At 68.5% G+C, this 23,839-nt stretch carries 19 protein-coding genes and 3 pseudogenes; 14 read left to right on the top strand and 8 right to left on the bottom strand.

Translation table 11 applies throughout. The features are described from left to right. The first annotated feature begins 670 nt into the window (after nucleotides 1-670). From nhaA to ACH4S8_RS42700, 7 genes are all read left to right on the top strand, one after another. On the top strand, nucleotides 671-1,990 hold the full coding sequence (nhaA, locus tag ACH4S8_RS42730; RefSeq protein ID WP_398404304.1) for a Na+/H+ antiporter NhaA: 1,320 nt from the start codon (nucleotides 671-673) through the stop codon (nucleotides 1,988-1,990). A gap of 423 nt (nucleotides 1,991-2,413) precedes the next feature. Beyond that, nucleotides 2,414-2,824 (top strand): hypothetical protein, encoded by a 411-nt coding sequence (locus ACH4S8_RS42725; RefSeq protein WP_398404302.1) that lies wholly within the window; start codon nucleotides 2,414-2,416, stop codon nucleotides 2,822-2,824. Then, the gene (locus ACH4S8_RS42720) at nucleotides 2,821-4,242 is read left to right on the top strand and encodes an NB-ARC domain-containing protein (RefSeq protein WP_398404300.1); all 1,422 of its coding nucleotides are present in this window, start codon (nucleotides 2,821-2,823) and stop codon (nucleotides 4,240-4,242) included. The genes ACH4S8_RS42725 and ACH4S8_RS42720 overlap by 4 nt, the downstream gene beginning before the upstream one ends. Beyond that, nucleotides 4,176-4,478: a tetratricopeptide repeat protein gene (locus ACH4S8_RS42715; protein WP_398404298.1), complete on the top strand. Its 303-nt coding sequence runs from the start codon at nucleotides 4,176-4,178 to the stop codon at nucleotides 4,476-4,478. Before ACH4S8_RS42720 ends, ACH4S8_RS42715 begins: the two co-directional genes overlap by 67 nt. A gap of 283 nt (nucleotides 4,479-4,761) precedes the next feature. After that, entirely contained in the window at nucleotides 4,762-5,304 is a 543-nt protein-coding gene (locus ACH4S8_RS42710) for a hypothetical protein (RefSeq protein ID WP_398404296.1), read from the top strand. A gap of 430 nt (nucleotides 5,305-5,734) precedes the next feature. Next, nucleotides 5,735-6,943, top strand: coding sequence for a DUF6236 family protein (locus tag ACH4S8_RS42705; protein WP_398404294.1), 1,209 nt, complete (start codon nucleotides 5,735-5,737; stop codon nucleotides 6,941-6,943). A gap of 757 nt (nucleotides 6,944-7,700) precedes the next feature. Further along, on the top strand, nucleotides 7,701-8,591 hold the full coding sequence (locus tag ACH4S8_RS42700) for a prohibitin family protein (RefSeq protein ID WP_398404292.1): 891 nt from the start codon (nucleotides 7,701-7,703) through the stop codon (nucleotides 8,589-8,591). A gap of 378 nt (nucleotides 8,592-8,969) precedes the next feature. Here ACH4S8_RS42700 and ACH4S8_RS42695 read toward each other — a convergent pair whose 3' ends face one another. Beyond that, nucleotides 8,970-10,988, bottom strand: a complete 2,019-nt coding sequence (locus ACH4S8_RS42695; protein ID WP_398404290.1) for a trypsin-like serine protease — start codon at nucleotides 10,986-10,988, stop codon at nucleotides 8,970-8,972. A gap of 158 nt (nucleotides 10,989-11,146) precedes the next feature. Between ACH4S8_RS42695 and ACH4S8_RS42690 the strand changes: the two genes are divergently transcribed. Both ACH4S8_RS42690 and ACH4S8_RS42685 read left to right on the top strand, forming a co-directional pair. Further along, entirely contained in the window at nucleotides 11,147-12,004 is an 858-nt protein-coding gene (locus ACH4S8_RS42690) for a hypothetical protein (protein ID WP_398404288.1), read from the top strand. A gap of 245 nt (nucleotides 12,005-12,249) precedes the next feature. Next, entirely contained in the window at nucleotides 12,250-12,648 is a 399-nt protein-coding gene (locus ACH4S8_RS42685; protein WP_398404286.1) for a hypothetical protein, read from the top strand. Nucleotides 12,649-12,719: 71 nt separating this feature from the next. On the opposite strand, the pseudogene ACH4S8_RS42680 reads toward ACH4S8_RS42685, so the two are convergent. Then, nucleotides 12,720-12,956 (bottom strand): annotated as a pseudogene (locus tag ACH4S8_RS42680) (ABC transporter permease); the annotation flags it as partial. Between the two features lie 403 nt (nucleotides 12,957-13,359). Here ACH4S8_RS42680 and ACH4S8_RS42675 point away from each other — a divergent pair. From ACH4S8_RS42675 to ACH4S8_RS42655, 5 genes are all read left to right on the top strand, one after another. Beyond that, nucleotides 13,360-14,331, top strand: a complete 972-nt coding sequence (locus ACH4S8_RS42675) for a formylglycine-generating enzyme family protein (protein WP_398404284.1) — start codon at nucleotides 13,360-13,362, stop codon at nucleotides 14,329-14,331. Nucleotides 14,332-14,357: 26 nt separating this feature from the next. Then, nucleotides 14,358-15,620: a cation:proton antiporter gene (locus tag ACH4S8_RS42670; protein ID WP_398404282.1), complete on the top strand. Its 1,263-nt coding sequence runs from the start codon at nucleotides 14,358-14,360 to the stop codon at nucleotides 15,618-15,620. Nucleotides 15,621-15,786: 166 nt separating this feature from the next. Continuing rightward, a complete protein-coding gene (locus ACH4S8_RS42665) occupies nucleotides 15,787-16,215 on the top strand; it encodes an SRPBCC family protein (protein WP_398404280.1) in 429 nt (142 codons plus the stop codon). A 204-nt stretch (nucleotides 16,216-16,419) separates the two neighbouring features. Beyond that, complete coding sequence (locus ACH4S8_RS42660) at nucleotides 16,420-18,777, top strand: arylsulfatase (protein WP_398404278.1); 2,358 nt, start codon at nucleotides 16,420-16,422, stop codon at nucleotides 18,775-18,777. A gap of 448 nt (nucleotides 18,778-19,225) precedes the next feature. Next, on the top strand, nucleotides 19,226-20,089 hold the full coding sequence (locus tag ACH4S8_RS42655) for an NAD-dependent epimerase/dehydratase family protein (RefSeq protein WP_398404276.1): 864 nt from the start codon (nucleotides 19,226-19,228) through the stop codon (nucleotides 20,087-20,089). Nucleotides 20,090-20,150: 61 nt separating this feature from the next. Here the strand turns inward: ACH4S8_RS42655 and ACH4S8_RS42650 are convergent. The 6 genes and pseudogenes from ACH4S8_RS42650 to ACH4S8_RS42625 form a co-directional block, all read right to left on the bottom strand. Continuing rightward, nucleotides 20,151-20,541 (bottom strand): annotated as a pseudogene (locus tag ACH4S8_RS42650) (multidrug ABC transporter permease); the annotation flags it as partial. Continuing rightward, nucleotides 20,442-20,774: a zinc ribbon domain-containing protein gene (locus ACH4S8_RS42645; protein ID WP_398404310.1), complete on the bottom strand. Its 333-nt coding sequence runs from the start codon at nucleotides 20,772-20,774 to the stop codon at nucleotides 20,442-20,444. The gene ACH4S8_RS42645 and the pseudogene ACH4S8_RS42650, both read right to left, overlap by 100 nt. Before the next feature lie 14 nt (nucleotides 20,775-20,788). Further along, on the bottom strand, nucleotides 20,789-21,886 hold the full coding sequence (locus tag ACH4S8_RS42640; protein WP_398404274.1) for an RNA-guided endonuclease InsQ/TnpB family protein: 1,098 nt from the start codon (nucleotides 21,884-21,886) through the stop codon (nucleotides 20,789-20,791). A 283-nt stretch (nucleotides 21,887-22,169) separates the two neighbouring features. After that, nucleotides 22,170-22,409: pseudogene (locus tag ACH4S8_RS42635) on the bottom strand (multidrug ABC transporter permease); the annotation flags it as partial. After that, entirely contained in the window at nucleotides 22,369-23,277 is a 909-nt protein-coding gene (locus ACH4S8_RS42630) for an ATP-binding cassette domain-containing protein (RefSeq protein ID WP_398404272.1), read from the bottom strand. The pseudogene ACH4S8_RS42635 and the gene ACH4S8_RS42630, both read right to left, overlap by 41 nt. Further along, nucleotides 23,274-23,735 carry a MarR family winged helix-turn-helix transcriptional regulator gene (locus tag ACH4S8_RS42625; RefSeq protein WP_398404270.1) on the bottom strand — a complete coding sequence of 154 codons (462 nt, stop codon included), beginning with the start codon at nucleotides 23,733-23,735 and terminating at the stop codon, nucleotides 23,274-23,276. Before ACH4S8_RS42625 ends, ACH4S8_RS42630 begins: the two co-directional genes overlap by 4 nt. Nucleotides 23,736-23,839 lie beyond the last annotated feature (104 nt).

Below are 23,839 nucleotides of genomic sequence, written 5' to 3'. Positions count from 1 at the left end.
ACGCCGCCCCCGACAGCTGGCGCCGCCTGGTCGGCCACCTGCTCCGCGCCTTCGCCAACCCCGCCACCGACACCCCGCCCCTGCCGGACGCCCCCACGCCCACCGCCCTGTTCCGCGCGATGATCCGCCTCGGCCGCCCTCAGGCGGGCGCGCCCTAACCCGTGGAGTCCTGGACCGTGCGACGTCGACCAAAGCTGACAGACGGCACCCGCGGGCGACTGCCCCAACACCCTGGCCTCCCGCAGCAATCTCGCCAACGCTCGACAGAAAGCCGAAGCTGTACAGCACGGAAGTACAGCAACCTCAGCGCCCGAGGCTGTACCTCAGAAGCCGTCCACGGCTGATTGAGCAGCCCGAGAACCGACAATGACCTTCCCGCCGAGAGTTCGGGACGAAGAGGTCCTCGTGCCACGGCCGTACCACATCGTGCGGTCAACCCTGTTCAACGACGGCTCACTTCAGGCGAGATGCGTTGCGCACCGGCGTCAGGGCTGATCACAGCCTGACACCGATGTGATCTTGCGGATGTGTGCGGGGCAGACGGCCTGCCCTCTGGTGGATAGGGTGTAAAGAACGCGCCAAGAGCTGGCGCGCGGTGTGCCGGGAAGTCTGGTCGGCGTCCTGGGGGCAATGTGCCCTCTTGTCGCTGATACACCGGAGGCCCACCGCCATGGCCGGCACCCGCTCGCCCTTCCTTGGTTTGCTGCCGCTGCCCGAACGGCAGGCAATCTCCCGGGCCCTGCGCACCGAAACTGTCGGCGGCCTGGTCCTCCTCGGCGCAGCCTTCCTCGCACTGCTCTGGGCCAACAGCCCGTGGAACGCGGCCTATGCGTCCGTGCGCGACTTCCACTTCGGTATAGCGGCCCTCGGCCTGGACCTCTCCGTGGGGCACTGGACGGCCGACGGGTTGCTGGCCGTGTTCTTCCTTGTCGCCGGGATCGAGCTGAAACGGGAGCTCGTTGTCGGCGAACTACGTACCCCGGCCACCGCTGCCCTGCCCGTCATCGCCGCGCTGTGCGGGATGGCCGTACCAGCCGCCCTCTACCTGGTCACCACCACGGCGGGGGACGGAAGCAAAGCAGGCTGGGCGGTCCCGATGGCCACCGACATCGCCTTCGCCCTCGCGGTCCTCGCGGTGCTGTCCACGCACCTGCCGGCCGCGCTGCGTGCCTTCCTACTCACCCTCGCCGTCGTCGACGACTTGGGCGGAATCCTGATCATCGCAGTGTTCTTCACTTCCGACCTGAACCCGTGGGCCCTCGCCGGATCCGTCGTAGGCCTGGTGGTCTTCTACCTGCTCCAGCGACTGCGGGTGCGCGGCTGGTGGTGGTACGTGCCCCTCGGAGTGGCGATCTGGGCGCTGATGTACAACGGCGGCGTCCACGCCACCGTCGCCGGTGTCGCCATGGGCCTGATCCTGCGCACCACCCGCGACCCGGGCGAAGAGGTCTCACCGGGCTCTCGGGTCTCTCACCTGGTCCATCCGCTCTCCGCAGGCATCGCGGTGCCGCTGTTCGCGCTGTTCACCGCCGGGGTGAGCATCTCCGGCCCTGCCCTGGGCGCGGTATTCACCAGCCCAGAACCCCTGGGCGTCGTGATCGGCCTGGTCGTCGGCAAGACGGTGGGCATCTTCGCTGGAACCTATCTGGCCGCCCGGTTCACCCGCGCCGAGCTCAACCCTGACCTTGCCTGGGCTGATGTCCTCGGCCTTTCGGTGCTAGCGGGTATCGGCTTCACCGTCGCCCTCCTGATCGGGGAACTCGCCTTCCCCCGCGGCCAGACAGCCGAGCACGTCAAGGCTGCAGTCCTCGTCGCCTCCACGATGGCCGCCGTCCTCGCGGCCGTCCTGCTGCGGCGGCGCAACACCGTCTACCGACTCCTGTACGAGGCGGAGAACCTCGACGCCGACAACGACGGCATCCCCGACATCTACCAGCACGACGCCGCCGCCGATGGCACCACCACTCGCAGGGACGGGCATTCCGCCTGATGGCCCGACGCGGCCGTCGGCACCGGAGGCCACGGTGTTGACGGAGTGAGACTACCGGGCAGTATGAACCGCTCACAGCCCGCTAGCCGTGCTGCAGCGGCGGGGCCTGTGTGCCACATCCGTGCCACATCGTGCGGTCAGTCACGGGCAACGACGGTTAGCCGCAGTCGAGATGTGCCACTGGGTTGTGCCCTCGCGGAGCACTGGGTGACCTGGGCGCCCTTGCCGCCGGCCACGTCCCCCCTTACAAGGCTGCGGTCTGCCCTCCTCCGGTGCAGTCATGCTCGGGTCAGTAACCGGCGAGGTGTTCGCGGGAGCCGCTTCAGATGATTCGGGCGTTCTGGCCTCACGGCTAGGTCCTTGTTTCTACGCTGAGTTCTTTCGGAGCCGCGTAGGTCTGGGGATCAAGTGGACGCTGAGATAGTGCAGTTGGTTGGGCAGGCGGAGCCGTCCGTGACGGCGGCGGTGGGGGCGTACGGGGCAGCGGTGCTGACCCGTGCACAGGATGCTGCGGCCGACGCCACGGTCGGTCTTGGGCAACGGATCCTTCAACTGGTCTGGCGGCACCGGGACGAAGCCGGTCAGGCGGAGCTGGAACGGGTAGTGGGTGAGGCCGCCGACGAGCAGGATGCCGCGTACTCCACGGCTGTGCTGAGTCGTCTCCTCAGGCAGGCATTGCAGAACGATCCCGCACTCCGGGAGGAACTGGCTGCTGTACTACCCGCCCCTGCGCCGGGAACGGTCAATGTCACGGCCTCTGGTGAGCGGTCGATCGCGGCTCAGCACATCGGTACTGCGATCACCGGTGACGGTCACACCGCGCCGCGGCCGTGAGTACGGACGAGGATCGGTCTCGGCTGGGGATCGAGGCGGCCGGACCGAGGTCGATCGCCGCCCAGCGCATCGGTAACGCCTACACCGGCGACGTACTGCCGGCCGAGGCACTGCACACACCAAGCAAGGTCGCGGCGGCCCCGGGCACCTCCAATCTGCCCCCCATCGCCCTCTGTCTGGGGCGGGAGGAAGAACTGGGCTGGCTGCGACGCATCCTGGCCAGCCGGCACGAGGGTGCGATCACGCAGAGCGGGACGGTGCACGGTCTGGGCGGGATCGGCAAGACCACGCTCGCCCTGCACTACGCCCACCGCTACCGCAGCGACTACACCCTGGTCTGGTGGATCAATGCCGCGTCCCCCGACGAGATCGAGACCTCCTTCACCAGCCTCGCCCACGCCCTGGTCCCCGACTGGTCCGCCACCGCTGAGCGGGAGGCGCAGGTGGCGTGGGCAATGCAGTGGCTGGCCTGGCACCCGGGCTGGCTGCTGGTCTACGACAACGTGGAAAACCCCGACGACCTCACCCCCTACACCGGCGCCCTCCACCTCGCCACCAGCCGCCGCACCACCGGCTGGCCCGACAGCGCCCCCACCCTGACCCTGGGCAACCTCGACCCCGACGACGCCACCACCCTGCTGTGCCGGCTCGTGTTCAAGGAGACCAACCCCACACCCCGCCAGCAGGCCGAAGCCCGGTCCCTTGCCGCCGAGCTGGGGTACTTCCCGCTGGCGATCAAACAGGCCGGCGCCTACCTGGCCCAGAACCGCGGCATCAGCCTGGACTCCTACCGCCGCCGCCTGGACACCAAACTCGCCAAGACCGCCCACGGCACCGATACCGAACGCACCCTCGCCCGCATCTGGAACGTCACCCTCCAAACCCTGGAGAAGGTCGATCCGCTGGCCGTGGAGGTGCTGTACACCGCCGCCTGGCTGACCCCCGACGAAATCCCCCACAGCCTGCTCACTCCGCCCGGCACCAACCCGGACGACATCGCCGAAGCCGTCGGAACCCTTGCCGCTTACAGCATGGTCACCGACACCGACAGTACTCTGAGCGTTCACCGACTGGTCCAGACCGTCCTACGGACCCCGCAGACCGCCGACGGCACCCAGTCGCCCCGGCATGTGGAAGGGCGAGACCGCGCCGAACAAGCGGTCCTCCACAGCCTGACCCCGCCGCCGGGCCAGGACAGCCCCAGCGAAGACCAGTGGGACACCCTCACCCCCACCTCGTCACCCTTGCCGCCACCAGACCGCCTGGATACCACAATGCCCCCCTCACCAACACGTACGAAATCGCTGGCCGTCGGCTCCACCAGCAAGGCCACGCAGTCCGGGCCATCCCCTTGTACGAGACCACCCTCGCCCAGTACGAACAGGTCCTGGGCAACACCCACCCCAGCACCCTGCTGAGCCGCAACAACCTCGCCGGCGCCTACGAGTCGGCGGGGGACCTGGGCCGGGCCATCCCCCTGTACGAGACCACCCTCGCCCAGCGCGAGCAGGTCCTGGGCGACACCCACCCCAGCACCCTGATGAGCCGCAACAACCTCGCCAACGCCCGCCAGAAGACCGGAACGGTACAGCACGGAAGTACAGCAACCTCAGAGACCGAGGCTGTACCTCAAGAGCCGTCCACGGCTGATTGAGCAGCCCGAGAACCATCAATGACCGTCCCGCCGAGAGTTCGGGACGAAGAGGTCGTGCCAAACGCGTGCCAGATGCAGCGAGGAACCACGGGGAACACCGGGGCATCGAGGAGAGGCCAGCCAAGCACCGGAACCGCTCCGGCCCAGGCCAGAAGGGAAGGCGCCTCCGGAGCACCTGAGCTTCCCAGGCTCGGGGCGCTGGCAGTTTCCCTGTCGGATAGGTCTGGCACGGACCTGTCGCCGTATGCTCAGCCGTCTTCCCCATCTGTTCCAGGAGTGAGCCGTGCGTCGCTTCGTCATGGTCGTGCTGATGGCCGGCAGCTGCGCCGTAAGCTGCTCACCCACGCCCGCGGCATCCAGCCAGACATCGCCTGCCGGTACCACTGCGGCACCGGCTAGCAACGTGGCGTCCGCGTCTCCCACCGTTCCCGCCTGCCAGGCATCTGCACAAGCCGACGAAGCGCTGTCTGCGTCTGGTGCGCTCCTGGTGACTGCAGTGTCCTTGAGTGACCAGACCCTGACCTCAGCGGGACGAATCGTGAAGGAGGCTCAGGGCCTGAAGAGCGTCTCCGAATCAGTGTGCGGGATTGAGACTGGCAACAGCGGCAAGCCGAACAGGCAGACCGTGTGCCAGGCAGCCAAGGAATTGGACCGTGACGGCGGCTTGAGAGCCCAAACAGAGGCGGAGAACGTAGCCGACGCGGCAGAACTGGCTTCGGCTGATGACATAGCCACCTTCAAAAGGCAGTTGGATGCCGTCGCAGATCCAGCAAGCTCAGGCACCATCGCTCTGCTCGCCGAGTACTGTGACGATCCCCTCTCATAGGGGGAGTCTCGGCCCACCAGGGCGTGACCGTGGCCGTCTCAGTTTCCGTCTCATTCAGCCACGTTCACGGCCGTTCAGCTGAGACCACCAGGCCAACTCACCCTGGCGGTCAACCGCCCATGAACGCAGGTGAACGCCCCTGCACACACCCCATGACCCCACCAACACAGTTGGAAAGCGTGTTGACAGCCGAGGTCGGGAGATGAGGCCTGGACCCATTTGGCGTACAGCTCGACCGAACCCGGAGCTGGACGTGTCCGGTTGCCGTCACCTTCCCGGAGGCGGCTCCGCTGTTGGCCACGCACAGCGATGGTTGTCCCTGGGCTCGGCCGTTGATCGCTGACAAGCGGGGTGTCGAGGCGTCCGGTCGCGTTATCTGCCCGTTTCGCTCGCGTTGGGCATTCGGTGCTGAGAAAATGGGCGCAGACTCGTGCTGGAGGATGCTGTGCTTGAGCGCGTTGGTTTGTACTACCCGTACGTCCGCGTCCGAGACGAGCAGTGGGTCAAAACCGCCGCGCTGTATATGCCGAAGCTGGCTCGCATCGTGCCCAGTGGTTACAGCATCGTCGACTCGCCCACGGTGCGCGCCCTGAACGACGAGCTGGGTTTCGTCGTACCTGTCGACCCGATGCGGATCGCGCAGCAACTGGCCCCCGCCTTCCTGAACCTGCTCGAACGGTACGAACCTGCGCTGCGCCGGTGGTACCGGATGCCCGGAGATGGGCGCGGCCTTTCGTCCGGTGGCGAACACCCGGGTCGGCAGGGCCCACGGCCGCACCAACCGTGGTCGCTGAGAGCCACACCGCCCTGGAAACGGACCGAGGGTGGTCAGGCGCTGGCCGAGCTTCATTGCGACGAGGTCGATAGCCGACTCTGCGCCGCGCTACTCGACTCGGGACTCGCTGTGCAAAGTTCCCCTCGGTGGATCACCACGGACGCCGCCTTGGCATGGGTGTACAAGTACTCCCTCGTCGAGGAGATTGCCCGTGCTGGGAACTTCTCTCCCATAACCGACCAGCCGAGCGCTCATATCGCCTCCGGAGGCTCGGACTCCGACGACCTCGCATCGGCTCTGCTTGGCGAACCCGTCGCCGCCTCGGCCGACAACGACCTTCATGCGGTAGGGCTGCTGGCCCTCCGCATCGTCACCCCTGAAAACCTGGCGGACGTGCCCGTCAAAAAAATCATCCGCATACGGACCAAGAATCAAGATCTGTTCGACCGTTTCAGTGCCGAGGTCACCCGCACTGTGGATGAACTCGCCGAAGAGCTAGCCGCCGTCAGGTTGGAGGAGGCGCGGGAGCTACAGGTAGCCGCAAGAGTCGAGGAACGCTTCGCCGCGCCCCTGCGGGAACTGCGCCGCGCCATGAACGGGCTGAGCATCGACACCGCCTTCAGTGCCGCCGATCTGAAGTTCAGCTTGCCCACCGTGGTCAGCGCCGGCGCTCTCGGCACGATCGAAAACCATCCGCTACTCGGTGCCGCGGCGGGAGCGGCCTTCGCCCTCGGGACGCTAGGTCGCTCCGCAGTCGGGCGACGCCGCACCCTGCTCAAGGAGTCGCCAGCCGCCTACCTGCTTTCCATCGAACGCGGCCTTACTCCGGCAACTCTGCTTCATCGGCTCACTCGCCGCCGCTGACGTACAGCAGCGGAGTACAGCAACCACTGCAACCGCCTTCGACCACCAACGGCCCAGATGACCACTCGACCAGCGACCTGGACCGCAATGACCTCGCAGCCGATAGTTCGCGGCGAGAGGCGCGCAAGCGTGCCATTCGCGTGCCAGATCCTGCGGGGACTCAGGGGGAACAACGGGGAATCGACCGCGTACCGCCATGGGCCGTAGCACAGTTCAACCGCAGGTCAGCACGGTGGTGGCGTCCAGAAGACCCCAGCTTCCCGAGCTGAGGGTGCGAGTTCGGTTCTCGTCATCCGCTCCACGGCAGAGGCCCAGGTCATGGACCCGGGCCTTTTCGCTGTCCGCTGTGATCACTCGCCGCCTGCCAGATCCGTGCCAGGACGCTGATCGTCCGGATCATCGGTGTTCTCTACCGGCACGGCAGCAGCTTCCTGTGCTTCCCGGCGTGTTCTGCGGACCGTCATGTCGAGTCCGGCAGCGACTTCCTGCTGTCGATCGTCGTCGGCGTGCCGGCAGAGGACGGTGTTGCACCACAAGGGAGATGACCCCAGAAGCGGCGGGGATTCGGTAGCCGCAACGGCGCGGTCACGGGGGCTCGGTCCAAGTCGTGGCCCCGCCCGGCCCCGCTCACCCGGGCTGGATGACGTTCTGCGGTTCCTGCTCGGTTCGGGCTGCATGCGGCCCGGCACCGGGATCGTTACGATGCGCCGGGGCCGCGCCCCAGGAGGCGCGGAGACGTTTTCAAAGGGGGATCTCTGTGTTCGTGCTGTCCATCCTGCTGCTCATAGCGGCGGTAGTGCTCTTTCTCGTCGGCCGGGGCCGCACTGCCGCGGGCCGTTGGAGACTCGGGGCGGCGCTCAGTGCCGTGGCGGGCTTGCTGGCAGGCGCCTTCGCCTGTGTCCATGTCGTGAGTGCCTCCGAGGTCGGTGTGCCGGTGACCTTCGGCAGGATCGGCACGCCACTGGTCTCGGGCGTCCACTTCACGTCACCGTTCACCGACGTCACGTCCTTCTCCACCCGCCCGGTGGACCTCGACCTCATCGACAAGGACGTGGTGGAGGTCCGTTCATCGCAAGGTGGCGTGCTCTATGCGGACGTCACCATCAAGTGGGCCGTGGTGCCGACCGAGGCGGTCGCGCTGTACCGACTGGCGGGCAGCGAGGAAGCCGTCGAGGGGCGACTGGTGTTGCCGGACAGCCGCGAGATCATCCGCAACGTCTTCGCGAAGCACACCAGCGAGGAAGGTTATGCGTCCGCCCGCGAGCAGATCAGCTCGGAGATCGCCGACCTGGTCAAGGAGCGACTGGCACCACGCGGCATCGACGTCACCTCCGTCAACCTGCGCAACGTGAGGCCTTCGGAGAAACTGCAGGATCAGATCGACAAGAAGATTCAGCAGGAGCAGGCCACGGAGCGGGCCACCGAGGCGGCACGTACGGCCAAGGCGGAGGCGGAGCGCAAGCGGATCGAGGCGGAGGGCATCGCCCGCGCCAACAGGATCATCGGGCAGTCGCTGAGCGACAAGGTGCTGTACAACCAGTGCCTTGAGGCGTACAAGGAAGCCGCGAAGGCCAACCCGGTGTACGCGGTGCCGTGCGGTACGGACGCACACGGCACGCCGGTCATCGTGGACGGCGGGAAGAACTGATGCCGCCGTCGGCGATGCCTGCCTCGTTCCGGGTGCGATGGGTGCGATGGGTGTGACAGGTGCGATGGATCCGCATGACCGGCAACAGCCTGGTCTGCCCTGCGTGTCCAGCCCATGACGTCCGCCGGCCTTCGTCCTCCCGAGCGGGAGGACGAAGGCCGGCGGACCTGCTGGTCGTTGTGGAAGTGTGCCGAACGGCGTGCCTGGTGAGGCCGGCCCGATCGGCCGGACGAGTCGTTCCAGGTCTGCCCGACCCGGCGGCTCGGTGCTGCCGGCCGCGTCCAACCCTTCCGGCACGTCGGGCGCCGCGTCGGTCACGAACGCTTCGGGCGTCGGCGCGGAGGTCGTCCCGTGGCCGGCCGTGTGGTTCGGATGGGCTCAGGAGGTCGGGGCGACGAGCGTGTGTTCGGTTCCCAGCTGGTTGGCGAGGGTGTCGGTGTACATGGTGGTCTCGCCGTCGGACCAGCGGACGACGAGGTCGTCGGTACGGCCGTTGCCGGTGAAGTCGCCGGTCGTCATGGCCGCGTCGTGCTTCCAGAGCCCGTTGGGGTCCAGGATGCGATGCTCGCCGCCGAGGCCCGAGGTCGTCGTACCGACGTAGTCGTCGAGCTCGCCGTCGACCCAGCGCACCATGAGGTCCCATTTCTGGTTGCCGGAGAACTCACCGGCCGTCAGGAGTGTGGCGTCCCGCCAGGTGTCGTTCTTCGGCTTCAGCCGGTGCTCCTGCCCGAAGGTGCCGGCGCTGACGTTCGTGTAGAGGGTCAGCTCACCGTCGGCCCAGCGCACGACGAGGTCGGTGACGTACGTCGAGGCGGCGAAGCGGCCCGCGGCGATCTGAGTCGCGTTCTTCCAGAGGTCGTTGGGTTTGATCATCTGGGTGCCGGCCCGGTCCAGTCCCCTGGAGCCGACGTCGCCGTACAGCGTCACCTCGCCGTCGACCCAGCGGACCAGCAGGTCGAACTGGTCGGACCCGGTGAAGTCGCCCGCCGTGATGGTCCTGGCGTTCTTCCACGTGGAGTTCTTGGGCAGCAGTTGCCGCTCGGGATCGTAGCCGCCGTGTCCGTTGCCGGGGTAGAGCGTGACCTCGCCGTCGGACCAGACCACGATCATGTCGCTGTGGCCGGTCCGGCGGAAGTCGCCCGAGGCCATCAGGTCGGCGTTCTGCCAGGTGGTCGCCGCGCCCGGCAGCCAGGGGTCTCCGGACGGCTGGTACGGCGGCTTGTCCTCCTCCACTTTCCGGTGCGCGGCGGCGTCGGCGAACAGGTCCTGGGCGTCCTTGCCGTAGACCGGCGAGTAGGTCACCCAGTCGTCGTTGGCGTCGTTGCCACCACCGTTGTATCCGCCGGTGTTGCCGATCACCTTGCCGGTGCCGTTGGTGCTGTTGTAGTCCTCGATCCACGGGCCGCCGGAAACACCACCGTAGAAGCCGGTGCAGGTCATGCGCATCTGCCGGAAGCCCGGCAGTCGAGAGGTGCTGACGGGGCAGCGGACCGGCACGTGGTCGGGGTTGACACCGGCGTCGTCGGGATAGCCGATGACGGTGACCTTGTGCTTGTAGCCGTCGGCCGGGGTGAAGGTCAAAGCCCCCGTGACGTCCTCCACCTTGCCCCGCGTGTTGGGGTCGACCTGCGCGAAGGCCAGGTCCAGGTCGGAGGTCGGCTTCTTGGTGTTCGCGTCGTAGCGCGGGTCCACGTACAGGCGGGACACCGGGTACACGCCGAACGGCTGCTCGACGGCGGACCTGCCGATGCGGTACTGCGGAACGAAGATGCGGTGGGTGGCCCTCTCCAGGCCGCGGCCGCAGTGTCCGGCGGTCAGGACGATGTCCTTGGCGGCCGTGTGTACGACGCTGCCGGTGCAGTACGTCTTCGGGCCGCCGAGCGGTTTGCCGTCGAAGAAGAACGTGCCCACCATCGGGTGGCCGAGGAAGTGCTCCGGGGCGGGGGTGCCCGATGGCGGCGGCCTGTGCGCGGCGGCCGTGCCGGCCGTGATGCCGTGCTTCGCCACGGCCGAAGCGGGGGCCGGCGGGGAGTCGATCGGGACCGCGTCGTCCATGCGGTCCGCCGTCCAGTACTTCTCTTCCTCGCTCAGGCTCTGCCCGTCCGAGGGGGAGGGAGAGGAGGTCGGCTCGGCGGACTGCGTCGAGGACGCCGAGGGTGTGGCGGAGTCGGTCGGCTCGACGGCCCCCGCGACCGTCGACGGCGCCGAGGGTGCCGGCGGCTTCGGCGGGACCCGATGCCTGGTGCCGGGAGCCGTCGGTGAGGCGGAGGCCGTCGGTGGGGCGGAAAGCGCCGGCGTCGGACGGCCCGTCGCGGCCGATGCCGTCCCGGCGCCGAGAACGCCGACGCCCAGTCCCAGTGCCAGGACAGGAATCCATCTGTGTCTGGAACGCAACAAGGTGCCTTTCCGTCTTGTAGGGGGTCGTACGGTGAGCGAACCCCGAACTCCCCTTTGTCGTACACGGGTTCAATTGCACTGTACTATCCATCAATAACTGACATATCGCCAAATAAGAGATGGGCAAGGCGATGGACCGACTCCGCAGGACCGCGTGGGTGGCACTCCCTCTCCTGCTGCCCTTTCTGGCAGCCGGGGCGGCCTCGGCCTCCCCGCTCGAGTCGTCCCTCCCGTTCGGAAGCGTCCGGTCGGTGCGTCCCGGCGACACACTGACGGTCAACGCCAAGTCCGGCGAGGCCGGTTACGCCGAGACCATCACTTCGTCCGCGTTCATCGGGGCAGGAAAGCTGCGGATGATGAATCCGCTGCTGACCACCACCGTGACCGTCGCCTGCGACACCCGGCCCGGCACCTACCCGGTCCTGCTGCACGGCGCCGGAGACGTGGGCCCGGAGGAGCATCCGTTCCGTTGGGCACGCGTACGCGTCGAAGCCACCGACGAGGCGGCACGCCGCGCCTGCCGGAACAAGGTCCGGAAACTGCCCCCGCCCAGCCTGGAGGAACGCTGGGCTCCCGCCAGCACGTGGCCCCAGTCGGAATGGGACGTGCGGACCTTCCGGGCCGGCAGCCGCATCACGATCACGGACAACTACGACGAGGGATCGGACGGTGACATCACCCTCACCTCCCGCGCGTTCACCGACCGCTCCGTCCTGCGCGGAGCCAGAGCCGTCCTGACCGCCACCACCACCCTCAGATGCGACTCCGCACCCGGCCTCCATGTCGTCTACCGGCATGACGCAGACCAAGCCGGCCCCGGCAAACCATGGGCCCGTCTGCGGATCGCCCCCGCCCTACCCGGAAAGACCTGCGCCGCTCAGCAAGCCGCGAAGCACTCGGCCGGGACATCCCGTACCGGCACGCCGGCCTGGGCCGTGGGCGGCGTACTCCTCGCCGCCGCAGCCGGCGCCGGACTTCTTCTGTGGGCCAAGTCCCGCCGCACACGCTCCACCTGAGCGCACCTCGCGGCTCGTCGGCCGGCCTGGATCGCTGCCGCGCTGACGCGATCGGGCGGTCCACGCACCCACACCGACCCTCAAGCTCACCGGCGGCACCAGCCGGGAGAACATCGAGTCCTCCGAACGGCTGGGACGCCGCTGCTGGACCATCGAGCACACCGATGCCCGGCTCGCCGGATGCCGCCGTCTCCACCGCCGCAACGTACGCAGGTCACGTCAGAGCCGACCTCTAGGATGATCCGATGCTCAATCGGCTGGAGATCATGATGTTGCCGCCAGGGTCCCGATGGGCTGCCCAGCTGCGGTTGTGGATCGACGGCGAAGACGTGGTGGCAGAGCCGGTCGGCGAGGGAGGCCGTGGCCCGTTCGCGGAAGAGGCACTGCCCGCCGACGGTCGCAGCCCGCTGTGGGCGACCGCAGAGGGAAGACGTGTGGTGTTGGGGGAGCCCGAGTGCACGGGCGGATGCTGCGGCCACCTCTCGGTCTTCGTGCAGCGGCACGGGGACATCGTGGAGTGGTCCGACTGGCAGGTGCCTGGAGGTGGAACACGGCCTCCGGCATTTCACTTCGAGGCCGGGCAGTACGACGCCGAGGTGGCCAGGGCTTCGGCAGATCGGTCTTGGCACGTCGCCACGGGATGACGAGGCCGACCGACTCTCACCTGCCGACAGCCTCGGGCGGCGCCCGTCCGGGCCGGGTCCGGGCCCGGATCTCATCTGGCCAGCCGGCCCAGCAGGGACGACGCGGACCAGATGCCGAGGGCCGCGGCCACGGCCAGGACGCCGTAGTCGAGGGGCAGGTGCGCGGGGGTGCCGAGCAAGAGGCCGTGCAGGGCGTCGACTTGGTAGCTGAGCGGGTTGACCAGGCTGACGGCCTGCAGCCAGCCGGGCATGACGGCCACCGGGTAGAGGGCGTTGGAGCCGAAGAACAGGGGCATGGTGATGGCCTGGGTCAATGCCGGTTCGCAAGATGTTGGCTGTCGACTGACGTCCGACTGCCGGAGCGTCCGACGCACGTCAAGCACGCACCGGCCTGCGTCCGAGGGGACCACGGAGGCGATCTGAACCTGCCACCCAGTACCGGCGCGTAGGACAGACCGCGACTCCTTTGTACGTCGCCGAGAGCCCCGTCTTCGACTGCACCGTCTGACCGCGGATGGACGCGACCACACAAATCTGCCCGACCGGCAATAAACTCCTGTCTCTGACCGTCAAGGACGCCGCGCCGTGACGTTTGCCTCCCCGGCCGGAGAGGGCGACATGGGCCTCGCGCACGCCGTGTCGATGTCGGGTACGGACGTGCCAGAGCCCGATCATGAGACGATTGGCACATTACATCCCGATTGGTGCTCCATGTCGGAAAGTGAATCAGGCAGGCGGTGCTGCAGTCCGTCCCGAGCCGAGACGGCGCGTCATGTGACCACGCCGGTGCCGTCTGCGCTCCCGGCCGGTACGCAGGCGGACAACATGGTGCGCATTCCCGGCGGTGAGTTCCTGATGGGGGCGGAGGACGGCTGGGCCGTGCCTGGCGATGGAGAGGACCCTGTTCACCCGGTGCGGCTCGCCCCCTTCCGGATCGACCGATGCGCCGTCTCCAACGCGGAGTTCCAGGACTTCACCGACGCGACCGGACATGTCACCGACGCCGAGCGCTTCGGTTGGTCGTTCGTCTTCGCCGGGCTCCTGCCGCTCGACTTTCCCGCCACCGGGGCGGTCGCCGATGCCCCCTGGTGGCGACAGGTGCACGGGGCGTGCTGGCGCCATCCCGAGGGCCCTCAATCTGATGTAGGTGATCGCGCTCAGCACCCGGTCGTCCACGTCTCGTGGAACGACGCCATGGCCTACGCCGCCTGGGCGGGAAAGCGACTGCCGACCGAGGCCGAGTGGGAGTACGCCGCCCGTGGCGGCCTCGAACAGCACGTGTTCCCCTGGGGCGATGAGCTGGAACCCGCCGGTGAGCACCGGATGAACGTGTGGCAGGGCAGCTTTCCCCTCCACAACACCGGCGCGGACGGCTGGTACGGCACGGCACCCGTCACCACGTATCCCGCCAACGGTTACGGCTTGCACAACATGTGCGGCAATGTCTGGGAGTGGTGCGCGGACTGGTACTCGCCCACCTACTACCGGAGCAGCCCGAAGGACGATCCGCGCGGCCCTTCACTCGGCGTGCAACGGGTGATCCGGGGTGGGTCCTACCTCTGCCACGCCTCCTACTGCCGCCGCTACCGCGTCGCCGCCCGCAGCTCCAGCACCCCCGACAGCAGCACCGGCAACCAGGGCTTCCGCTGCGCCCGCGACGACACCGCGGCAGCGACCCGGTGAGCGGTGGCGCGTGGACGGGGGCGGCCGTGGCCGCCGTGACGGCGGGCTACGCGCTCTTCTCCCGGCGGCTGGCGACCACCGCTGTGTCAGCACCGATGGTGTTCACCGGCTTCGGGGTCGCCATCGGCCCGGTCGGGCTCGGCCTTCTCGACCTGGAGCACGACGCGGGACCGGTCCTCACCCTGGTCGAAGCAGCCCTGACCCTGATCCTCTTCACCGACGCGATGTCCGTACGCCGACGGGATCTGCGCGTCGGCGGATTCCTCCCCGGCCGACTGCTGGGGATCGGGCTGCCGTTGACCATCGGGGTCGGCTGGCTCCTGGCTTGGCCCCTGCTACCGGGCCTGACCGCATGGGAACTGGCGCTGCTCGGGACGATCCTGGCCCCCACCGACGCCGCTCTGGGCAAGACCGCGGTCACCAGCCTGCGCGTCCCCCCGCTGGTGCGCAGCGGCCTCAACGTCGAAAGCGGCCTCAACGACGGTATGGCGCTTCCCTTCTTCCTGCTCTTCCTCGCCGCTCTGCCCGGCACGGTGACCTCGGAGGAGGGTGTTGCCGGGGTCTTCTGGCGGGCGCTCGTGCTCAGCACCGCGCTGGGCCTCGCCGTGGCTGGGCTCGGCGGGTGGCTGTTGCGCCGGTCTCGCGAGCGGGACTGGGTCAGTCGTGATTGGCGGCAGGTGTTCACCTTGGCCGTAGCCGCAGGCGCGTACACACTGGCGGTCGTCGTCGACGGGAGCGGGTTCATCGCGGCCTGGGTGGCCGGCTTCGCCTTCGGTGCCTCCCTACGGCAGGGCCCGTCCGCGGAGGCGCTCGCCACCGACGACACCGCCGACCTCGCCGGACGTCTTGCTGAGCTCCTGGCCTCCTTGAGCTTTCTGGTCTTCGGCGCCGTCCTACTCGGTCCGGCGCTTGAGCACCTCGACTGGCGGATCATCACCTATGCGGTGCTGAGCCTCACCCTGGTGCGGATGCTTCCCGTCGCCCTCTCCCTGACCGGGAGCGGCCTGGCCCTTCCGACGATCTCCTACATCGGATGGTTCGGGCCGCGCGGACTCGCCTCCGTCGTCTTCGGACTTCTCGTGGTGGAGGAACACGTCCCCGGGGTCCAACTCCTCAGCCGGGTGGTCGCGGTCACCGTCGCGCTGAGCATCCTTCTGCACGGAACATCGGCCGTCGTCCTTTCAGAACGGTATGGCGCGTGGCACAAGAAGGCCGCCGCCCAACGGCCCGGACTACGTGAAGGGGAACCCGAAGAGCCGGGCACCGGGTCGTCGGTCAGCGCACCCTAGGGGAGACGACGGGCTGCGGAGGAATCACCGATCGTGGCATCACATCCGTGGTGGCTTGAGGGCCGCCGTTCTCGGAACGGAGGGCAGCGAGATGGTTTGGCACTTGCGCCCAGAGACGCTTGAGTTCCTTGAGCTCGCGCCGCTTCGGCTGACGTTCGCAGCGCAGATGGAGGCACCGCCGGACGCGGTTTTCCGGGAGCTCGCCGAGACGCCCTACGGCTGGCCCGCGTGGTTCCCGGGATTTGCCTCCGCGGGGTATGTGGGGGATCCGCCGTACGGGGCGGGCACGAGCCGCCGCGTCCGGCTGGTCGGCGGCGTGCACGCTCTGGAGACGGTACTGGTCTCGAATCCGGTGCGACGCTTCGCCTACCGGGTGGAGGAGGCCGGCGTGCCCGGCGTACGAGCGATGATGGAGGACTGGCAGCTGACCCCCTCGCGCTACGGCGGCACGATCCTGCACTGGACCATCGCCCTGGATGTGGGGCAACCGCTACGGGCGGTGTGGCGTGGCAGCCGCCCTTTGCTGGTCCGGGCCTTCCGGCGGGCGGCCCGCCGACTGGACATGCGGATCGCCGCCGCGGCGTCCCACGGCTGAGCCGACGGCCCTGGCCGAGCTGGACGACGGAGTACCCGCCTCGGAATGGGCCGGCTCCCACCTTCACCATGTGAAGTGGCGGGACCCAAGCCGTTGGCACAGGCTGGATACAGGGGTACTGCGCGCGGATATGCCTTGCACGTACGCGGTCCTTCGCGGGCAGCAGCGGCCCCTCAGACGCCACGGCGAGAAGGGGCAATTCTCATGGCTGACATCCAGCGGCAGATCCTTCCGATCCCGGACGTGCCTCGCTCGGGGCCGGTCACGTACGACGCGAAGGACCCGGACACATCCTTCCCGCCCATCCGGCCTCTGCGACCGCCGGAGGGTGCGCCGAACGTCATAGTGATCATGCTCGACGACGTCGGATTCGGCGCGCCGAGCGTGTTCGGCGGCCCCTGCGAGACCCCGGTCTTCGAGCGCCTGGCCGCACGCAGCCTGCGCTACACCCGCTTCCACACCACCGCTCTGTGCTCGCCGAGCCGACAGGCGCTGCTGACCGGACGCAACCACCATTCGGTGGGGATGGGCGGCATCACCGAAATCGCCACCTCGGCTCCCGGTTACAACTCGCTCCGCCCCAACACCAAGGCCCCGCTCGCGGAGATCCTCCGGCTCAACGGGTACGCCACCGCGCAGTTCGGCAAGTGCCACGAAGTGCCGGTCTGGCAGACCAGTCCTGCCGGGCCTTTTGACGCCTGGCCGACCGGCGGGGGCGGCTTCGAGCACTTCTACGGGTTCGTCGGCGGCGAGACCAACCAGTACGACCCCGCGCTGTACGAGGGGACGGCTCCGATCGATCCGCCGAAGACCGCCGAGGAGGGCTACCACCTCACCGAGGACCTGACCGACAAGGCCATCGCATGGGTGCGCCAGCAGAAGACCCTGATGCCCGACAAGCCGCTCTTCTGCTACTTCGCACCCGGTGCCACGCACGCACCGCACCATGTGCCCACAGAGTGGTCCGGCCGCTACCGCGGACGTTTCGATCAGGGCTGGGACGCGATCCGGGAGGAGACTCTCGCCCGGCAGAAGGAGCTCGGGGTCGTGCCTCCCAACGCGGAGCTGACCAAACGTCATGAGGAGATCCCCGCCTGGGACGAGCTCGATCCCGCGCTGCGACCCGTGCTCGCCCGGCAGATGGAGGTCTACGCCGGGTTCCTCACGCACACCGACCACCACATCGGCCGGCTCGTTGAGGCACTCGACGACCTCGGCATCACCGACGACACGCTGCTGTATCTGATCACCGGCGACAACGGGGCCTCCGCCGAGGGCGGTCTGCGGGGCACCTTCAACGAACTGCTCGTGCTCAACGCCATGGCACAGGTCGAGACGCCGGAATTCATGACGGCCCGGATCGACAAGTTCGGTACGCCGGAGGCCTACAACCACTACGCGGTCGGCTGGGCACACGCCATGGACACTCCGTACCAGTGGACCAAGCAGGTCGCCTCGCACTGGGGCGGCACGCGCAACGGCACCATCGTCCACTGGCCGCGCGGCATCCGGTCGGCCGACGGGATCCGCAGCCAGTTCTGCCACGTCATCGACGTCGCCCCCACGATTCTTGAAGCCGCGGGGATCCCCGAGCCGACCATGGTCAACGGAGTCCAGCAATCGCCGATGGAGGGCATCTCGATGCTCTACAGCTTCGACGACGCCGAGGCCCCTGAGCGGCACGACCAGCAGTACTTCGAGATGTTCGGCAATCGCGGTATCTACCACAAGGGCTGGTCCGCGGTCACCAAGCACCGCACCCCGTGGGTGGTGTCGGGAGAACAACTGGCCTTCGACGACGATGTATGGGAGCTCTACGACGGCTCCGTGGACCCGAGCCAGGCCCACGACCTGGCCGCCGAGATGCCGGACAAGCTGCACGAGCTGCAGCGGCTGTGGCTGATCGAGGCTGCCAGGTACAACGTCCTGCCCCTGGACGACCGTACGGCCGAGCGGTTGAACGCCGACATCGCCGGACGACCGCAACTCGTCCAAGCCGACTCCCAGTTGCTGTACGGCGGAATGGGTCGGCTGACCGAGAGCAGCCTGGTGAACATCAAGAACAAGTCGTTCTCGGTCACCGCTGAGATCGAGTCCGCCGACGGGCCCCTCTCGGGCGTCATCCTCGCCCAGGGCGGAAGCTTCGGCGGCTGGAGCCTGTACGCCAAGCAGGGACGGGCGAAGTTCGCCTACAACCTCTGTTCTCTCGAAACCGTCGAGATCGAGGCCGACCGCGCCGTACCCACCGGCGAGCACCAGGTGCGCATGGAGTTCGACTACGACGGCGGCGGCCTCGGCAAAGGCGGGACCGTCTCGCTGTTCTACGACGGTGACAAGGTCGGTGAAGGCCACGTCGAGCACACGGTTCCGTTCATCTTCTCCGCGGACGAGACCGCGGATGTGGGACAGGACACCGGCACGCCGGTCGCCGACGACTACGACAGTCGCAACGGCGCCTTCAACGGCGACATCCACTGGGTCCAGGTCGAGACCGGCACCAACGATGCCGACCACTACATCGACCCCCAGCAACGCATCCGCATCGCCATGGCACGCCAATGACGTCGAGACGGCAAGGCACGGACCTCGTCAGATGCGGTGCCTTCACCTCGCCGGGAAGTAACCACTCGACCGAGTGATCAAAGTATGCGGCTACGACAGCGGAGCTCTCCCGACGCCCGCCGGGGAATCCGCGCCCCTCTGACGGACGATCGCCACGAATGTCAGAAGGGAAGCTCCGGTGTCGTTGCGCCTCGCGTGATGGTCAAAGCGCGCTCGTGGAAGTCGCGGGGGGGCAGCGAGAACGGAGCTCCCTGTCGAGTTCGTTGGCGACTGAAAGCAGGGAGGGAAGTGACTTGGGTCAATGCCGGTTCGCAAGGTGTTCGCCATCACGGGAAGGTGGCCGTCACCAGCGGCCCGGGACCGGCCGTGTGCCGGCCGTGGACGCCCTGGGAGGTCGTACGCTCAAGTCGGCGATCGTGCCGTCCAGTTCGTCCAGGGGAGGGTGTCCGTGTCTCAGCAGTCGGGGCATGTCGTGGTGACCGGGGCCGCGGGGTTGGTCGGTTCGGCGATCGTGCGCCGTCTCAGAGCTGCGGGCTGCCCGGTCATGGGTATCGACCGCGTGCCGTCGCCCGACACGTCCGTGGTGGCGGACCTGCGCGACCCTGCGGCGTGGCGCCAGGCGCTGTCCGGGGCCGGTGCCGTTGTCCACACGGCGGCTCTGCACGCACCGCACGTCGGTGTACGCCCGGACGACGAGTTCCGCGAGATCAACGTCGGGGCGACCCGGGACCTGTTGGATGCGTCGGCCGCGGCAGGGGTGCGCCGTTTCGTGTACACGAGCTCGACCTCGGTGTACGGGCACGCCCTGGAACCGAGGAACGAGGCGGTCTGGGTCACCGAGGACGTCACCTGCCGACCACGCGACATCTACGACGAGACGAAACTCGCGGCCGAACGCCTGGTGCTCTCCGCAAGGGGCTCGATGAGTACGGTGTGTCTGCGGATCGCCAGGTGCTTCCCCGAACCGCCGGCGGTTCGGGCACGGCACCGGCTCTACCGGGGTGTGGACATAGCCGACGTGACAGAGGCTCACCTGCTCGCCGTCCGCGGCCCCCAGGAGGTGACCGGAGTGCTGAACATCGCCGGCCCGTATCCATGGCAGGCAGAGGACCGAAGACAGCTGCGGCACGATCCGGTCGTGCTCATCACGCAGCGGATACCCGAAGTGGCAGCAGGTTTCGGCCAGCTCGGATGGGCGTTGCCGATGTCCATCGACCGGGTGTACGTGTCGGCGCGGGCCGGCGCAGTGCTCGGCTACCGTCCTCGCCACGGGGTGACGGCGCTGTTGACCGAGGTCCGCACGAGCGGCTGACCACCATCGTGAAGGACACCGCGGAAGGGCAGATCCTCAAGATCACCGGACTGACAGCGTTCGCTTGCCCGATGCCCATCAGCCGGTCCCGGGTGAGCACGATGCCGGCGATCGTCATCGACAGGCAGGAGAAGAACGCCGAGCCGAGTACGACGGCCACGGCCACGGCCACGCCGAACAAGCGCAGCGGGTTCCAGGTCATCGCCACCCCGAGCAGCGCGGCGATCACGACGACCACCACGGCCTGGATCAGCGCCTTCACCCCGGCGGCGAACATCTTGCCGGTGATGAGCGCGGAGCGTGGGGGTGACGAGGAGCTTGGTGAGGATTCCGGCGTCCCGCTCCCAGATGATCATGATGCCGTAGAAGATGGCGATGAACATGGCGGACTGGGCAATGATGCCAGGCGCCAGATAGTCGAGGTAGGGGATTCCGCCGGTCGGGATCGCTTGACATCCTCCCCCTCTTGAAAGAGGGGGATTCCAGCCCGGGTGGGTTGGGGTTCACGGGTGTTCGAACGGCTGGTGGTCGTTGTCACCCCTCCGGCACCGGCTGTTCGCCGGGGGCGGGGGATCCCGCCCTGTCCTGCCGCGACGTTGACTGCTGCGTTGGTGTCGGCGTTGCAGGTGAAGCCGCAGGAGGAGCAGACGAACCCGGCTTGGTTCTTGCGCGAGTTCTTGTCGATCCTCCCCCACTGCCTTAAGGGCGTGGGAGGTGCCCCCAGCAGGCACTGCAGCGCAGACTGGTGTAGGGGGCGGGGACGTCCTGGATGCGGCCCGGGGCTTTGTGTCCGGTGCGCTGCCGCAGCAGGCCCCAGCCCTGGGCGAGGATCGCCCGGTTCAGCCCGGCCTTCTGTACGACCTTCCTGCCGGGTTCTGCCGCGGTGCCCCTGGCCGAGCGGGTCATGTTCCGAATGTTGAGTTTCTCGAACCGCACCAGGTCGTAGGTGCGGGCGAGCATGGTGCTGGTCTTCTCGCACCAGTCCTTGCGCCGGTCCGCTTCACGGGCCCTGATACGGGCCGCCTTGGCGTACTCGGCGCTCTTTTGCTCACTGTCCTTGGGTGCGCGGGCGGCCCGGCGCTGGTGTTTGCGGATCCGGGCGCGTTCCCTGACGGTGAGCTGCGGGCAGTTCAGTTTCCGCCCGTCGGAGAGGGCGGCGGTTATTTTCACGCCCCGGTCGATGCCGATGACCTCACCCGTGCCGGGCCCATCGATAGGGGCGGGGACGACGGCGAAGGCGATGTGCCACCGGCCGTTGCGCAAGGTGACACGGAAGGTCTTGGCCTTCGGCAGCCGGGAGCCCTTGCCGTTGCGGCTGAGCCGGAAGCGGACCCAGCCGCAGCCGGGCACCTTCACCCGCGCCCACCTGCGATTGAGCCTGTGCACCACCACCGACCGGCCCATGACCTGCCTGCCCCTGGCGTTCAGCTTCGGTAAGCCGTCCGCCTCAAACTCCGGAACACGGTCGGTGCCGATGACGCGAAAGCCCTCGTGCACGTGCTTCCTGCGCCAGGTCGGCTCACCGAACCCGGACGCGAAGCGGGCATTCTTCGCCGCGGCGAAATCCTTCAACGCCTGCTGCTGCACATCCGCATTCCCGGCGCCCAGCCAGGCGTTCTCACGCCGGGCCTCGGTGAGCTGACGACACTGCTCGGCAAAACCCGGAGCCGCCCTACGACCCTTGTGCCAGTGCGTGTGCTGCTCGACGGCCAGGTTCCAGACGTACCGGGCGTGCGCGCAGCGACCGAGCATCACGCCCGCCTGCTCGCCCGTCGGATACATCCGAAACCGTGCCACGACCGTGAACCTAGCCCGCACGTTCCCCGACCGCCCACACCATCGATCGACATCACCCGTGCGAGTGACCGTTCCCGGCCACCGACCCACCCGACCACCGACCGCCAGTCAGCCGGCCACCGTCGGCTCCGAGGTGCCGCACCCGCTCGAGGCCGGCCTCACCACCGCCTCTCCCGAGACACCGAACCGCCCTGGCGGCGATTCGACTTCCCCTGCCCCGCTTTGCGGGAGCGGGCATTCACCCGGCCCTGAAGGACCGGGCACCCTGCCCGAAAGCAGGGTAGATCCGGGTGAACGTCTCGCCGAAGATCAGCAGCCACAGGGCCGGCTGGACCGCCCGGGTGTACAGCTCGGTGCGGTCGTGGCGGAGTTTCTGGAGCTCCACCGCGCACATCGCGGCGACCCGGGCGGGCAGCACGCGCCAGCCCGTCCGGGCCCTGGGCGGGATCACGAGCAGGTCGAGACTCCCGGGGCGGACCTGCTCAGCCGACGCGGGAAGCGGTACGGCGGGTGCTTCGGACATCGCTGAAGTCTCCTGATCGGTCGTCGAGTCCACTGCCGGCGACGTCACGGAAGACGTCCTCCAGGGTGGGCGGTTCACCGTCGCCGGTGTTCCCGCGGCGCTCGGCGAGGCCGACCCTCAGCTGCCGCGGCGTGCCGAGCGCGCGGACGCGGCCGCGGTGCATCAGCGCGACCCGGTCGCAGTACTGGTCGGCCTCGTCCATGTAGTGGGTGGTCACGAGGACGGTCATGCCGGTGGCGGCCCGTACGGCGTTGATGTGCTCCCACACGCTGGTGCGGGCGATCGGGTCGAGGCCGATGGTCGGCTCGTCCAGGATCAGCAGCCGCGGCGCGCTGACCAGAGCCTGGGCGAGTTCCAGACGGCGGACCATGCCTCCGGAGTACGTCTTGGCGAGCCGGTCGGCCGCGTCGGCGAGGCCGACCGCGTCGAGCGCCTGGGCGACACGGGCCGCGCGCTCGCGCCGGGACACGTCGAAGACACGGGCGAACAGGGCCACGTTCTCCCTGCCGGTGAGTCCGGAGTCGGCGGACAGTTGCTGCGGCACGTACCCCAACAGGCGTCGCACCGCCATCTGTTCACGGGTGGCGTCGTGTCCGAAGACATGGACCTTGCCCGCGGGGACCGGCAGCAGCGTGGTGATGCACTGCAGGGCCGTCGTCTTGCCCGCGCCGTTGGGCCCGAGCAGCCCGAAGACCTCACCGTCACGGACGGCGAGGTCGAGACCGTCGACGGCGGTCGTCTCGCCGAAGGCGTAGACGAGTCCGGCGCAGGACACGGCGTCGGCGGTGCCGTCGCCGTGGCTCTCGGGTCCGGGTCCGGGGCCCGGCGGCGGTGCGGGGTCCGTGTCTCCGCTGGTGTGCCGTGTCATGTCTCCTCGGCCTCCTCGTGCAGGTTCGCCGCCAGTCTGCGCAGGGCGGGCAGGGCGGCCTCCAGGGCGGCACGGTCGGCCGCGTCGAGACGGGCCACCTGGCCGCGTACGAGCACCGCGCGCCGCTGCCGCCAGTCGCGCAGCCGTGCGTCGGCCGCGGGAGTGGGGAGCAGTCGTACGGCGCGCCGGTCGGCCGGGTCCGTCTCGCGGATCAGATAGCCGTCCCCCACCAGCCGGTTGACCAGGGTCGAGACCGAATTGCCCGCCAGATAGAGCTCTTTGGCCGCCTCCGACACCCCGATGCCCGGCCGGTCGACGACCAGCCGCAGCAGGTCGACCTCGGCACCGCGCAGGCCCGGTCCGGGCGTGCCCGCGCGCAGCCGCCGTCTGATCAGCCGCTGCAGCCCGGCCAGGGCGTCCGCCAGGGTCTCGGGGAAACGCTCCGCATCCGCCTTCACGTCCCGAGATTACCTCTGTGTCAGAGGTAATCCAGGAAAGGGAGGGTCAAGACGCCGGATCCGGCGGCGCGGACCCAAGGTGTGCACCTCGGTTCGGGGGGTAA

The sequence above is a fragment of the Streptomyces sp. NPDC021080 genome (assembly GCF_044333225.1).
In the GTDB taxonomy this organism is placed as follows: domain Bacteria; phylum Actinomycetota; class Actinomycetes; order Streptomycetales; family Streptomycetaceae; genus Streptomyces.
Note: the sequence above shows the minus strand (reverse complement) of the source record. Positions and strands in the feature narration are given on the sequence as shown.

What these genes read in the sequence shown, in the direction of transcription:
- ACH4S8_RS42685 (WP_398404286.1), top strand. Translation starts at nt 12,250, where the DNA reads ATGCTCAATCGGCTGGAGATCATGATGTTGCCGCCAGGGTCCCGATGG.
- nhaA (WP_398404304.1), top strand. Translation starts at nt 671, where the DNA reads ATGGCCGGCACCCGCTCGCCCTTCCTTGGTTTGCTGCCGCTGCCCGAA.
- ACH4S8_RS42665 (WP_398404280.1), top strand. Translation starts at nt 15,787, where the DNA reads ATGGAGGCACCGCCGGACGCGGTTTTCCGGGAGCTCGCCGAGACGCCC.
- ACH4S8_RS42675 (WP_398404284.1), top strand. Translation starts at nt 13,360, where the DNA reads ATGTCGGAAAGTGAATCAGGCAGGCGGTGCTGCAGTCCGTCCCGAGCC.
- ACH4S8_RS42630 (WP_398404272.1), bottom strand. Translation starts at nt 23,277, where the DNA reads ATGACACGGCACACCAGCGGAGACACGGACCCCGCACCGCCGCCGGGC.
- ACH4S8_RS42660 (WP_398404278.1), top strand. Translation starts at nt 16,420, where the DNA reads ATGGCTGACATCCAGCGGCAGATCCTTCCGATCCCGGACGTGCCTCGC.